This window comes from Pseudomonas sp. MYb327 (genome assembly GCF_040438925.1).
Classification (GTDB): domain Bacteria; phylum Pseudomonadota; class Gammaproteobacteria; order Pseudomonadales; family Pseudomonadaceae; genus Aquipseudomonas.
Window position 1 is genome coordinate 3800055 of sequence record NZ_CP159258.1, and the last position, 12297, is coordinate 3812351.

The window sequence follows — 12297 nt, forward strand, 5'->3', positions numbered from 1 at the left end:
CTGTTGGGTAATGACGGGCACGACAGCGCGCGCCCGGTCCAGCGGCAGTAGAAAGTGAGGAGATCAGGCCGGCTTGAGCCAGCTCTCGGTCAGCGCGCCCCAGTACGCCGCGCCGGTCAGGAGGATGTCGTCGTTGAAGTCATACGCGGGGTTGTGCACCATCGGCCGCGACACGCCGTTGCCGATGAACAGGTAAGCGCCGGGGCAGCGTTGCAGCATCCAGGCGAAGTCTTCGCTGCCCATCAGTTTTGGGGTGTTGCCGTCCACTGCGTCGGCGCCCACCAACTCGACGCCAACCTGTCGGGCGAACTCGGTTTCGGCGGCATGGTTGACCAGCACCGGGTAGGCCGGACGGTGCTCGATGCGCGACGTGCAACCGAAACTCTGGGCCTGGGATTCGATGATTGCGCGCACGCGGTCGAGGGTTTGCTCACGCACCTGAGCGTTCAATGCGCGCAGGCTAAGGCGCAGGATTGCCTGCTGCGGGATGACATTGGCCGCCTCCCCGGCCTGCAATGCACCGACCGTTACCACCGCGGCCTGCTGCGCATCGATGTTGCGCGCGACCACGGTTTGCAACGCCATGACCACGCTGGCCGCCGCCACCAGCGGATCGACCGCTAGATGCGGCATTGAACCGTGACCGCCGACGCCTTCGATGGTGACGGTGAGCAAATCCTGCGAAGCCATCATCGGCCCTTCGCGAAAGCCCAGGTGCCCGGCCGGCAGGCCCGGCATGTTATGCATGCCGAACAACGCGTCGCAGGGAAAACGTTCGAGCAAGCCATCGGCGAGCATCGCTTCGGCGCCGCCCTGGCCCTCTTCGGCAGGCTGGAAAATCAAGGTCAGGGTGCCGTCGAACTGACGGGTCGCCGCCAGGTAACGCGCGGCCCCCAGCAACATGGTGGTGTGACCGTCGTGCCCACAGGCGTGCATGCAGCCCTGATGCTGGCTGCTGTAAGCGGCGCCGGTATTTTCGATGATCGGCAGCGCGTCCATGTCCGCGCGTATCCCCAGTTTGCGCAGGCTGCTGCCGTTGCGCAGAACGCCGACCACACCGGTCTTGCCGATGCCGGTGTGCACGTCGTAACCCCACGCTTTGAGGGATTTGGCCACCAGCGCCGAGGTGCGGTTTTCCTCGAAGCCGAGTTCCGGGTGGGCGTGGATGTCCTGGCGAGTGGCGTGCAGATCGCTGGCGACGTCGCTGAGCCAGGCGAGAATGTGCTGATGTCGGGTCATGACGATTGTCCTCGGGCCGGGTGAATTCCCGTTCTTTTTGTTTGTTGGTCTTTTGTGGAGAGCGCGACACATCAAGGCCAATCGCGCTCACCGCCAGATAACCGCGAGTCGCGCGCGAGGACAATCGAATATGGTTCCACGGTGTGGAACCATAGGGGCCGGCTTAAAGGAATGTCGACTGACACCCCGCAATCTCCTTTAGGAGCCGGCTTGCTGGCGATGGCGGTGTACCTATCAATATGGATGTCGACTGACACACGGCTATCGCCAGCAAGCTGGCTCCTACAGGTCCGGGTTCAGGCGGCAGCCCTGGCGCTCGCCGATCCAAACGGCGCTATTACTGCGGCCCATGCCGCTGACGGTGATCCGCTTGCTGGCGCTGTCGTCGGTAAACCCACTGGCGGGCAACCATTGCTTCACGTAGCCACGGCAATACTCGGCGTCGTTGTTCATCACATACCGGCACGAGCAATATTCCTTGGCGGTGTAGGCGCTGATGATGTCGGGGAACGCCCAAAGCGCCGAACGCTCGTGCCAGATCCAGCCGAGCAAGGCGATCAGCAGGATCAGCAACAGTGAGCGAATCGGTCGTCGCCTGATGAAACCGCTCATGGCTGCACCTTCCCGGCAAAGGCCCTGAGCGCGAGCTTGAGCAATTGGTTGTGCCGGTAGCTGCCGTCGCGATCATCGCCGTAGCGCACGATCACCAGTTTTTCACTGGGGATCACATACATCGCCTGACCCCAATGACCCAGTGCCGCAAAGGTATCGACGGGCGCATCGGGCCAGGGTTGCGCGGCGCTATCTACAGCACGATTGAGCCACCAGTGACCGCCGGGCACCGCATCATCCTGATGGGCACGATAGTGGGCGAAGGGTTCGCGATTGAAGGCAACCCAGTCTTTGGGCAGCAGTTGTTTATCGCCCCAGCGACCATCCCGCGCCATCAACAGACCGATGCGTGCCAGATCCCGAGCACTGAGGTAGGCATAGGACGAGGCGACGAAAGTCCCCGTGGCGTCGGTTTCCCAGGTCGCCCGGCGAATGCCCAGGGGTTCGAACAGCGCAGTCCACGGATAGTCCGCGTAGCGATCCTGCCCGACGAGGGTTTTCAGTGCGGCGGACAACAGATTGCTGTCACCGCTGGAATAGCGAAACGCCTGGCCTGGTGCAGCGTAGGTGTCGTGATCGGCAGTGAACGCGGCCATGTCCGAGTGACCACGGGTGTAAAGCATGGCCACCACCGAGGATTTAAGCGGCGCGTATTCGTAGTCTTCCTGCCAGTGGAGACCGGAGGCCCAGTGCAGCAGGTCGGCCATGGTCATGTCGGCGTGTTTTTTCAGGGGCGGGTAGAATTTGGCCACTGGATCCTGAAGCTTGAACAAACCTTCGCCATACGCCACGCCGAGGACCGTAGCCATCAGGCTTTTGCTTATGGACCAGGTGAGGTGCGGGGTTTCAGCGGTGGTCGGCCCGGCATAGCGCTCGTAGATCAACCGACCATCGCGGATGACCAGCAAGGCGTCGGTGCGGATGCCTTGGCGGGTGGCGTCGTTGCGGGGTGGGAAGACGTAGCTTTCCAGAGCTTGAAGCGCTGGACCGGTGTCGACCGGGTCGGTTTGCCATTGTTCGGCAGGCCAGTTTTCGGCGTGGGCCGTGAGGCTGAGCAGTATCAGGAAAAACAGCGACAAGCCTCTGGCCATGGTAGGAGCTCTTGGAAATAAACCTGCTGAGCCTAGCCGAGGTTGATGACAGTCCCGGGATCTGTGCTGTCAATGAGGCCGTCATCGCTGGCAAGCCAGCTCCTACAGGATCTGCGTCGTACACAATATTTCATTCATCTAAAATCCCTGTAGGAGCTGGCTTGCCTGCTCCTACAGGATCTGCGTCGTACACAATATTTCATTCACCTAAAATCCCCGTAGGAGCTGGCTTGCCAGCGATGAGGCCCGTCAGATCGCCGCCGATGCTTTGGCAAGACGCTTAGCTCGCGCCCCCGCCGCCAAATCCATTACCGCCTGATCCCGTTGCCACATCGCGGCCCATTGCGGCGGGCCATCCGTCAATGCTTGATTGACGTCAGCCTTGAGCCCTTCGAACTGCGCGAACAGCCCTCCAAGCAACACATGCCCGGCCGCATTATTCGGCGCCTGTCGGCTGGCCTCCGCACAACCCGCCAGTAACGCCAGCAAGCGCAATTGCAGGTTTTGCGGCCAGTCACTGTCCTGACCGACGCCATACAGCCACGCCGTCATGGCGCTCAACACATAGACATCTTCCAGGGTGCGGAACGGTTTGACGTACGCGTCCCAGCCATCCCCCGCGAGCAATTCGCACAGCGCGTTGTCCAGAAACAAGCGGCCATGGCTGATTTCCGGCATCAATGGCATCGCCGGAAGTTTTTCCACGCGCACGCCCGCTTCACCGGGATAAACCACTGCCAGGCTCAGACGCGGATCGTCGCCGGGAGCCTCGCTGCGCGCCGCGATCAACAGCCAGTCGGCAGCATCGCCAGCGGTGACGAAATCCTTGCGCCCGCTCAAGCGCAAATCGTGCAGACGGGTCTGCATGTCCGCCACGCGCAGGCTGCGTTGTTCCGTTGCGCACAACGCGCCGAGGCTCAGCGGCGCGCTTGGCCACAGCATGCGCAAGGCGGCCTGATAGCCCACCAGAAACGCCAGTCCCGGCGTCGCCATCATCCGCGCGCCGGTCACCGCCAACTCAAACGGCGTGACCGAGCCCAAGTCGTGCAACAACGCCGCGAAGCCTTCGCCCAGGTCCGGGTTGGCGGGCAGGCGCTCGCGGCGATTCAACAGGTTTTGCCAGGGCATAAGAGGCTCCTTGTGGGCTGTCATATAAGCATCACCAAAGGTTCATGGCGATGACACCGGCGCTACATAGCCTGACTTTGCACAACAAGGCTGGATAAAGAAAGTCGATCCGCTGTAACCCAAAGACGGGTGAGCAGCCCGCACGGAGATTCGCCATGACTCAGATCGCCCGCATCAGCGACACCGCCAGTGAACGCCGTCTGCAAGCCGAACGCCTGGTGGGCGCCGAAGCCTTGCAGGAAGCCCAGGCCTTGCGCTTCAACGTGTTCAGCGGCGAATTCAATGCCAAGCTGAAAGGCGCGGAACTGGGTCTGGACATGGACGACTATGACGTTCACTGCGCGCACATCGGCGTGCGTGACCTCAACACCGGGCGTCTGGTGGCGACCACCCGTTTGCTCGACCACACCGCCGCCAGCAGCCTCGGCAAGTTCTACAGCGAAGAAGAATTCAGCCTGCATGGCCTGGTGCATCTGCAAGGCCCGATCCTGGAAATCGGTCGCACCTGCGTCGACCCGGCCTATCGCAACGGCGGCACCATCGCCGTACTTTGGGGTGAATTGGCCGAAGTGCTGAACCAGGGCGGCTACAGCTATTTGATGGGTTGCGCGAGCATTCCGATGCAGGACGGCGGCATCCAGGCCCACGCGATCATGCAGCGCCTGCGCGAACGTTACCTGTGTACCGAACACCTGCGGGCCGAGCCGAAAAAACCGCTGCCGACCCTGGATATTCCGTCGAACGTGATCGCCGAAATGCCGCCGCTGCTCAAGGCCTACATGCGCCTGGGCGCGAAGATCTGCGGCGAGCCGTGCTGGGACGAAGACTTCCAGGTCGCCGACGTGTTCATCCTGCTCAAGCGCGACGAGCTCTGCCCGCGCTACGCCAAACACTTCAAGGCGGCCGTGTAATGCGTCGCTTGCGCGTGTACGCGCGAATCGCACGGGTGCTGTTGGTGGTCGGGTTGGGCCTGAGCATGGCCACCGTGTTCGGTGTGTTCGAGCGCCTGGGGCTGGCCCATTCGATGGAGCGTCGTCAGCGCTGGTCACGGTTTTTCATGGCGCGCCTGAGCAACGCCCTGCCCTTCGACGTGACTGTGCACGGCCAGCTGCCGAAAACACCGATGCTGTGGGTCAGCAACCACGTGTCCTGGACGGATATTCCACTGCTGGGGATGCTCACGCCGCTGTCATTCCTGTCCAAGGCCGAAGTGCGCACTTGGCCAATAGCGGGCTGGTTGGCGGCCAAGGCCGGTAGCCTGTTCATCCGTCGTGGTTCGGGCGACAGCCAGTTGATCCGCAAACAAATGATCCGCCATCTGCAACAGGAACATCCCCTGCTGATGTTCCCGGAAGGCACCACTACCGATGGCCGTTCGTTGCGCACTTTCCACGGGCGCCTGCTGTCGGCAGCCATCGATTCCGAAGTGGCACTGCAACCGGTGGCGATTCGTTACGTGCGCGATGGCGAGCCCGATACGCTGGCGCCGTTCATTGGCGACGATGATTTGCTCTCGCACTTGATGCGCTTGTTTGCCAATGATCGTGGCGGTGTGGAGATTCATCTTCTCAAGCCCATCGCTTGCGAAGGTCGTGAACGTGCGGCGCTGGCGTTCGAGGCGCAGGAGGCGGTGCAGAAGGCGCTGTTTGGGTCCATACCGGAGAAACAGCAAGTCCCACTGCGCCCCGCTATCGCTGCCTAGACACTTAATGCTTGCCAGCGATAGCAGCGGGTCAGCCAACGTAGATGTTGGATGATCCGGGCTTATCGCTGGCAAGCCAGCTCCCACAGTGATCTATGTTGCTGGATGGCTCTGCGCAAAATCCTGAAGCTGCGGATAGAACAACCGAAAGTCCTCGCTCAACGGCTCATACAACACGCGCAATTCCTGCATCGCCGCGGCCAGTTCCTCAGGCTTGGTCAACCGCCGCGAAATCCCCCGCAGCACCTGCTCCAGCACTTCAAATTCCCGATACGAACCCAACCAGTCATTGGCCACCATGTGCGGCGCGATCTTGGCCAGTCGCTCGGGTAACTGCCGTTCGCTGGACAACACCCGGTACACATCCGAAGTGAACAGCTCCAGCGGCCGGTCCGCATACAGCGCCCAGTCCCGCGCCAGGCAATGGTCGAAAAACACGTCGAGGACGATCCCGGCGTAGCGCCGGCGCGTCAGGGAGAACCGCGACAGCGAGGCATCCACCACCGGATGGCGGTCGGTGAAGACGTCGATGCGGCGATGCAACTGGATGGCCGCTTCGATTTCGGGATCGAACTGCCCTTGCAGCCGTCCCTTGACGAAATCGCCATACAGACTGCCGAGCAATTGACCGGGACGCTGGCCACCGAGATGAAGATGTGCGAGATAGTTCATCCGCGCAGCTTAGCATTGCCGCCAACGTATCGTTATAACCCGATATACCGATTTGCTTGATCATCAGAGCAAAATCATATTTGTATATCGCGAAATAACGATTTAAATTTCGCTTCATCGCGATATAGCGTTTTACTGATCACGAGCCCTAATCATGAACCTTGAACTCGACGAAATAATAAAAGCCCTGGCACACCCGGTACGGCGAGAAATCCTGCACTGGCTCAAAAACCCGGACGTCGAATTTCCAGACCAGTCCCACAGCAACGAGCACGGCGTTTGCGCCGGGCAGATCGATCAACGTTGCGGTCTGTCGCAGTCCACGGTGTCCGCACACCTGGCGACCCTGCAACGCGCCGGCCTGATCAGCAGCCGCAAAGTCGGTCAGTGGCATTTTTTCAAACGCAATGAGGAAACCATCCAGGAGTTCCTCCGCATCTTCAGCAAAGAGCTCTGACCCTTCACGTCAGCCAGCCGAAAAGGAATTAGACATGCCCCTCTCACTATTAATATTGGCCTTGAGCGCCTTCGCCATCGGCACCACCGAGTTCGTCATCATGGGCTTGCTGCCCGACGTGGCGGCCGACCTCGGTGTGTCGATTCCCGGTGCCGGCTGGCTGGTGACCGGTTACGCCCTGGGCGTGGCCATCGGCGCACCGTTCATGGCACTGGCCACCGCCAGACTGCCGCGCAAGGCCGCGCTGATCGCGTTGATGGGCATTTTCATTATCGGCAACCTGCTCTGCGCCGTGGCCAGTGACTACAACGTGCTGATGTTTGCCCGCGTGGTCACAGCCCTGTGTCACGGTGCCTTCTTTGGTATCGGTTCAGTCGTAGCCGCCGGCCTTGTACCTGCGAACAAACGCGCTTCGGCCGTGGCCTTGATGTTCACCGGCCTGACCCTGGCCAACGTGCTCGGCGTTCCGCTGGGCACCGCGCTCGGTCAGCAAGCCGGCTGGCGCTCGACCTTCTGGGCGGTGACCGTAATCGGTGTGATCGCACTGATCGGTCTGATCCGCTTCCTGCCAGCCAAGCGCGATGAAGAAAAACTCGACATGCGTGCCGAACTGCGTGCCCTCAAGGGTGCCGGTATCTGGTTGTCTCTGAGCATGACGGCACTGTTCGCCGCGTCGGTGTTCACCCTTTTTACTTACGTAGCGCCGTTGCTGGGCGAAGTGACTGGTGTCTCGCCCCGCGGTGTGACCTGGACCCTGATGCTCATTGGCCTGGGCTTGACCGTCGGCAACATCATCGGCGGCAAGCTGGCTGACAAAGGCCTGGCCGCGACGCTGATCGGCGTCTTTATCGCGATGGCCGTCGTCTCCACAGTCCTCACCTGGACCAGCGTCGCGCTGATCCCGACCGAAATCACCCTGTTCCTCTGGGCCACCGCGTGTTTCGCCGCCGTGCCGGCCCTGCAAGTCAACGTGGTGACCTACGGCAAGGCTGCACCGAACCTGGTTTCGACCCTGAACATCGGCGCCTTCAACGTCGGCAACGCCTTGGGCGCCTGGGTTGGCGGCAGCGTCATCGCCCACGGCTTCGGCCTGACCAGTGTGCCCCTTGCGGCAGCAGCGCTGGCGGTACTCGCCTTGCTGGTGACCCTGATCACTTTCCGTCAGAGCGGCAATCCCGAACTGGCTCCTGCTACTAACTGATCTTCAAAAGAGAGCAATTAAATGACGACGATTTTCGATCCGATCAAACTGGGCGACCTGGAACTGTCCAACCGCATCATCATGGCCCCGCTGACTCGCTGCCGCGCCGACGAAGGCCGTGTGCCGAACGCACTGATGGCCGAATACTACGTGCAACGCGCCTCCGCGGGCCTGATCCTCAGCGAGGCCACCTCGGTCACGCCAATGGGCGTCGGCTACCCGGACACCCCGGGTATCTGGTCCAACGATCAGGTGCGTGGCTGGGCCAACGTGACCAAAGCGATCCACGGTGCGGGCGGCAAGATTTTCCTGCAACTGTGGCACGTCGGCCGGGTTTCGCACTCTTTGTACTTGAATGGTGAAGCACCGGTCGCACCGAGCGCCATCCAGCCAAAAGGCCACGTCAGCCTGGTTCGCCCGTTGTCCGACTACCCGACCCCGCGCGCCCTGGAAACCGCTGAAATCGCCGACATCGTCGACGCCTACCGCGTCGGTGCCGAAAACGCCAAGGCCGCCGGTTTCGACGGCGTGGAAATCCACGGCGCCAACGGTTACCTGCTCGACCAGTTCCTGCAAAGCAGCACCAACCAGCGCACCGACCACTACGGTGGCTCCCTGGAAAACCGTGCACGCCTGCTGCTGGAAGTGACCGATGCCGCCATCGAAGTCTGGGGCGCCGGCCGCGTCGGCGTGCACCTGGCGCCGCGTGCCGACTCCCACGACATGGGCGACGACAACCTGGCGGAAACCTTCACCTACGTCGCTCGTGAACTGGGCAAGCGCGGCATCGCGTTCATTTGCTCCCGCGAAAAAGAAGGCGCCGACAGCCTCGGTCCACAAATCAAGGAAGCCTTCGGCGGCCCGTACATCATCAACGAACGCTTCACCAAGGACAGCGCCAACGCCTGGCTGGCGGCTGGTAAAGCTGACGCGGTTGCCTTCGGCGTACCATTCATTGCCAACCCGGACCTGCCGGCACGCTTGAAGGCTGATGCGCCGCTGAACGAGGCTCATCCGGAAACCTTCTACGGCAAAGGCCCGGTGGGCTACATCGACTATCCGACGCTGTAATCGCTTCCCGTAGAAATGCAAAAGCCCCGACTCGAAAGAGCCGGGGCTTTTAATTTCGTTTAATTGCGAAATCGCAATATCAGATGACGCCGTAGGACCTTGTAGGCAAACTCTGAATCTCGCTTTTGGGCACTTTGATGCCTTGTTGCGCTTTTCTTCGAAGGGATACTCTCCGGACGTCGCTGACCTTTCAGCGATCGGGTGTGGTAACCCGGTGAAACCAGCGCAACAGCATCAACATCATGAACACTGGCGTTCTGCCTGTGATCTTGAGTTATGGCGGCTGTGCGTGGGACGTCTTCGGGCGTGCCGGTTTCCTTGGTTCCCGGTTTACCACCCTGCGTACAGCTGCCACCCCTTTCGTGTGGTAACGAAACTGGCAGCTCCTAAAACCCAGGAGTTACACCATGAGCAAAACCAATCCGCCCTCACCCTCAGAACTCAAAACCATCGGCTTCACCCCTTTCATTTACTGCTCAGACCAGCCGCTGTTTCACGTAAGCCGCGGCGTGCCCCTCGCCGAAGCATTATCTCAAGCCTCCAACCTGCTCTTCCTCGCAAAGGAACTCACCCTCGACGCCGCCTACGCCAAAGACACCGACCGCCACGCCTGGGCCGCGCATTACCTGACGGCGATGAGCAAAGCGGTGATTGATGATGTGGCGAAAGTGCTGGATCGAGGGCCTGATCGCAAAGGCAAGCAAGCCAAATAGTGGCGATAAATTTTGCACGTAAAAAAGCCGCGAACATACGCGGCTTTTTTGGACCTCAAACATGTGCTGTAGGGTTGACGCAATCCCGGTGGGAGCGAGCCTGCTCGCGATGCGGTGTGTCAGGCGACATCTTGGGTGACTGTTACACCGCCATCGCGAGCAAGCTTGCTCCTGCAGAAGTCACTCGCTCACAGCCTCGACACAAAATTCCTACAAAATACTGAGCCAACTCTCTGTCAACGCAGCGAGCGGGCGTATATAAAAGCACCCCTCTGCTGTGGAGCGCGTGAAGAACTGTTCATCCACGGCGTCAATGGTTGACACACGCGGAACCGATTAAGCATCTTGTTTCACTTTGCGCAGGCTGGGACTCAAACGCAGCATGTCCAGCGCGATATCGACCCAACGCTCGGCTTCGGTGTGCAGCTGGAAGCTGTCGGGTGCGAGCAACCACTGGTACAGCAGGCCGTCGATCCAGGCATGAATGCTAATGGCGGCGCGGGCGGTGTCGAGGTCTTCCGGCAACTGCCCACGATTGACGGCATTACGCAGGGTCAGGCCGATGCGCGAGTTGCATTCGAGGCTGGCCGCACGACGCTGCTGACGCAGGTCGCACATTTCATCGGTGAATTCGCACTTATGGAACAGAATCTCGTTGATGCGCCGGGTCTTGGGGTCCAGCGCAACTTCATGAAACAAATGAATCAGCAACCGGCGCATGCAGCCCAATGGATCGAGTTCATCTTCGCTCTCCGCGGCTTTGGCCAGTTCATCAAGGGGCTCTTGCAGACTGTCGAGCATGGCCTGCACCAGATCGGCCTTGTTGCTGAAATGCCAGTAGATGGCCCCGCGCGTAACGCCGGCCAGGGTTGCGATGTCCGCCAGGGTCGTGCGTGCCACGCCCCTTTCAAAAAAGGCTTTTTCGGCCGCTTCGAGTATCTGGTTGCGGGTTTCTTGAGCTTCCTCTTTGGTGCGACGGACCATGGCAGTACAACCTCAATCAGGATGCCTCAGCGATGTCTGAACATCAGCTGAATAAAAGTGGGGCGAGCGCTCTTGGGTCTCGTCCCCGGGCCTACAATTCCAACCTTTCAACGGCGTCTGTAACGGCGCGGATACAGGGTCAAGGCCTTTACAAACAGCCGTGAATGTAAGTATATTCCTTAGCAAGCTACTTATCCACCCGGCATACATTTTTTAACCTTCCATGTTTTCTTGCGCGTGTTTTGCGCGCCTGACCCGAGGATTTTCATGCAACTCAAGCCAGCTGTTACCGCTCTGGTCGCCGCCGTCGCCCTGGCATCACTGCTCAGCGGATGTAAAAAGGAAGAGGCCGCCCCGGCCGCACCACCGCCTCAGGTCGGCGTCGTAACCCTGCAACCACAATCCTTCACCCTGACGTCCGAGCTGCCGGGTCGCACCAGTGCGTTCCGCATCGCCGAAGTTCGCCCGCAAGTGAACGGCATCATCCTCAAGCGTCTGTTCAAGGAAGGCGGCGATGTCAAAGCCGGCCAGCAGCTGTATCAGATCGACCCTTCGGTCTATGACGCTACGCTGAAAAGCGCCGAAGCCAACCTGCGTTCGACCAAGTCGATCTCCGACCGCTACCAGCAACTGGTCAACGAACAGGCCGTAAGCCGCCAGGAATACGACACCGCCGTGGCCAACCGCTTGCAATCGGAAGCCGCGTTGCAATCAGCCCAGATCAATGTGCGCTACACCAAGGTCTACGCGCCATTGACCGGCCGCATCGGTCGTTCTTCGGTGACCGAAGGTGCACTGGTCAGCAACGGGCAGGTCGAAGCGATGGCGGTGATCCAGCAACTGGACCCGATCTACGTCGACGTCACCCAATCCTCGGTCGAACTGCTTCAGCTGCGCCGCGAACTGGAAAGCGGTCGCCTGCAAAAGGCTGGCGACAACGCCGCGAAAGTCAAACTGACCCTCGAAGATGGCAGCCAGTACAAGCTGGAAGGCAAGCTGGAGTTCTCCGAGGTCTCGGTTGACCAGACCACCGGTTCCGTGACCTTGCGCGCCGTGTTCCCGAACCCTGATCACACGCTGTTGCCAGGCATGTTCGTTCACGCCCAATTGCAGGCCGGCGTTAACAGCGCGGCTATCCTCGCGCCGCAGCAAGGCGTGACCCGCGACCTCAAAGGCACGCCGACCGCACTGGTCGTCGGCCCGGACAACAAGGTCGAACTGCGTCAGCTCAAGGCCAACCGCACCGTCGGCAACCAATGGCTGATCGAAGACGGCCTGAAGGCCGGCGATCGCCTGATCACCGAAGGCTTGCAATTCGTTAAACCTGGCATCGAAGTCAAGCCAAGTGAAGCGACCAACGTAGCCGCAAAGAACCCGGCCCCCGCTCAGGCAGCTGACAAAGCGTCTGGCGGCAAAGGGGAGTAACT

13 protein-coding genes are annotated in these 12297 nt (G+C 60.6%); 7 read left to right on the forward strand and 6 right to left on the reverse strand.

Going from position 1 to position 12297, the window contains the following annotated elements; all coding sequences use genetic code 11:
* Positions 1-63 precede the first annotated feature (63 nt).
* The 4 genes from ABVN21_RS17170 to ABVN21_RS17185 form a co-directional block, all read right to left on the reverse strand.
* Entirely contained in the window at positions 64-1239 is a 1176-nt protein-coding gene (locus tag ABVN21_RS17170; protein WP_339554098.1) for a M20 aminoacylase family protein, read from the reverse strand.
* Positions 1240-1521: 282 nt separating this feature from the next.
* On the reverse strand, positions 1522-1851 hold the full coding sequence (locus ABVN21_RS17175) for an amidase (RefSeq protein WP_339554097.1): 330 nt from the start codon (positions 1849-1851) through the stop codon (positions 1522-1524).
* The gene (locus tag ABVN21_RS17180; RefSeq protein WP_339554096.1) at positions 1848-2942 is read right to left on the reverse strand and encodes a serine hydrolase; all 1095 of its coding nucleotides are present in this window, start codon (positions 2940-2942) and stop codon (positions 1848-1850) included. Before ABVN21_RS17180 ends, ABVN21_RS17175 begins: the two co-directional genes overlap by 4 nt.
* 249 nt (positions 2943-3191) lie before the next feature.
* Positions 3192-4070, reverse strand: coding sequence for an acyl-CoA dehydrogenase family protein (locus tag ABVN21_RS17185; RefSeq protein ID WP_339554095.1), 879 nt, complete (start codon positions 4068-4070; stop codon positions 3192-3194).
* Between the two features lie 155 nt (positions 4071-4225).
* Here ABVN21_RS17185 and olsB point away from each other — a divergent pair, with 155 nt between their 5' ends.
* Both olsB and ABVN21_RS17195 read left to right on the forward strand, forming a co-directional pair.
* Complete coding sequence (gene olsB, locus ABVN21_RS17190) at positions 4226-4981, forward strand: L-ornithine N(alpha)-acyltransferase (protein ID WP_339554094.1); 756 nt, start codon at positions 4226-4228, stop codon at positions 4979-4981.
* Positions 4981-5772, forward strand: coding sequence for a lysophospholipid acyltransferase family protein (locus ABVN21_RS17195; protein WP_339554093.1), 792 nt, complete (start codon positions 4981-4983; stop codon positions 5770-5772). The genes olsB and ABVN21_RS17195 overlap by 1 nt, the downstream gene beginning before the upstream one ends.
* A 93-nt stretch (positions 5773-5865) precedes the next feature.
* On the opposite strand, the gene ABVN21_RS17200 is transcribed toward ABVN21_RS17195, so the two are convergent.
* Entirely contained in the window at positions 5866-6444 is a 579-nt protein-coding gene (locus ABVN21_RS17200) for an ACP phosphodiesterase (RefSeq protein WP_339554092.1), read from the reverse strand.
* A 154-nt stretch (positions 6445-6598) separates the two neighbouring features.
* Between ABVN21_RS17200 and ABVN21_RS17205 the strand changes: the two genes are divergently transcribed.
* The 4 genes from ABVN21_RS17205 (at position 6599) to ABVN21_RS17220 (ending at position 9886) form a co-directional block, all read left to right on the forward strand.
* On the forward strand, positions 6599-6901 hold the full coding sequence (locus ABVN21_RS17205; protein WP_339554091.1) for a metalloregulator ArsR/SmtB family transcription factor: 303 nt from the start codon (positions 6599-6601) through the stop codon (positions 6899-6901).
* Between the two features lie 34 nt (positions 6902-6935).
* Positions 6936-8102: an MFS transporter gene (locus tag ABVN21_RS17210; protein WP_339554090.1), complete on the forward strand. Its 1167-nt coding sequence runs from the start codon at positions 6936-6938 to the stop codon at positions 8100-8102.
* A 21-nt stretch (positions 8103-8123) separates the two neighbouring features.
* A complete protein-coding gene (locus ABVN21_RS17215; RefSeq protein WP_339554089.1) occupies positions 8124-9173 on the forward strand; it encodes an alkene reductase in 1050 nt (349 codons plus the stop codon).
* A gap of 407 nt (positions 9174-9580) precedes the next feature.
* Entirely contained in the window at positions 9581-9886 is a 306-nt protein-coding gene (locus tag ABVN21_RS17220; protein WP_339554088.1) for a DUF3077 domain-containing protein, read from the forward strand.
* Positions 9887-10222: 336 nt separating this feature from the next.
* On the opposite strand, the gene emhR is transcribed toward ABVN21_RS17220, so the two are convergent.
* Positions 10223-10870: an efflux system transcriptional repressor EmhR gene (gene emhR / locus ABVN21_RS17225; RefSeq protein ID WP_034146722.1), complete on the reverse strand. Its 648-nt coding sequence runs from the start codon at positions 10868-10870 to the stop codon at positions 10223-10225.
* A 267-nt stretch (positions 10871-11137) separates the two neighbouring features.
* Here emhR and emhA point away from each other — a divergent pair, with 267 nt between their 5' ends.
* Entirely contained in the window at positions 11138-12295 is a 1158-nt protein-coding gene (emhA, locus tag ABVN21_RS17230; RefSeq protein WP_339554087.1) for an efflux RND transporter periplasmic adaptor subunit EmhA, read from the forward strand.
* Positions 12296-12297: the final 2 nt, after the last annotated feature.

Excerpts from the sequence above, each read along its gene's own strand:
- ABVN21_RS17170 (WP_339554098.1), bottom strand. The coding sequence starts at position 1,239 with ATGACCCGACATCAGCACATTCTCGCCTGGCTCAGCGACGTCGCCAGC.
- ABVN21_RS17175 (WP_339554097.1), bottom strand. The coding sequence starts at position 1,851 with ATGAGCGGTTTCATCAGGCGACGACCGATTCGCTCACTGTTGCTGATC.
- ABVN21_RS17180 (WP_339554096.1), bottom strand. The coding sequence starts at position 2,942 with ATGGCCAGAGGCTTGTCGCTGTTTTTCCTGATACTGCTCAGCCTCACG.
- ABVN21_RS17185 (WP_339554095.1), bottom strand. The coding sequence starts at position 4,070 with ATGCCCTGGCAAAACCTGTTGAATCGCCGCGAGCGCCTGCCCGCCAAC.
- olsB (WP_339554094.1), top strand. The coding sequence starts at position 4,226 with ATGACTCAGATCGCCCGCATCAGCGACACCGCCAGTGAACGCCGTCTG.
- ABVN21_RS17195 (WP_339554093.1), top strand. The coding sequence starts at position 4,981 with ATGCGTCGCTTGCGCGTGTACGCGCGAATCGCACGGGTGCTGTTGGTG.
- ABVN21_RS17200 (WP_339554092.1), bottom strand. The coding sequence starts at position 6,444 with ATGAACTATCTCGCACATCTTCATCTCGGTGGCCAGCGTCCCGGTCAA.
- ABVN21_RS17205 (WP_339554091.1), top strand. The coding sequence starts at position 6,599 with ATGAACCTTGAACTCGACGAAATAATAAAAGCCCTGGCACACCCGGTA.
- ABVN21_RS17210 (WP_339554090.1), top strand. The coding sequence starts at position 6,936 with ATGCCCCTCTCACTATTAATATTGGCCTTGAGCGCCTTCGCCATCGGC.
- ABVN21_RS17215 (WP_339554089.1), top strand. The coding sequence starts at position 8,124 with ATGACGACGATTTTCGATCCGATCAAACTGGGCGACCTGGAACTGTCC.
- ABVN21_RS17220 (WP_339554088.1), top strand. The coding sequence starts at position 9,581 with ATGAGCAAAACCAATCCGCCCTCACCCTCAGAACTCAAAACCATCGGC.
- emhR (WP_034146722.1), bottom strand. The coding sequence starts at position 10,870 with ATGGTCCGTCGCACCAAAGAGGAAGCTCAAGAAACCCGCAACCAGATA.
- emhA (WP_339554087.1), top strand. The coding sequence starts at position 11,138 with ATGCAACTCAAGCCAGCTGTTACCGCTCTGGTCGCCGCCGTCGCCCTG.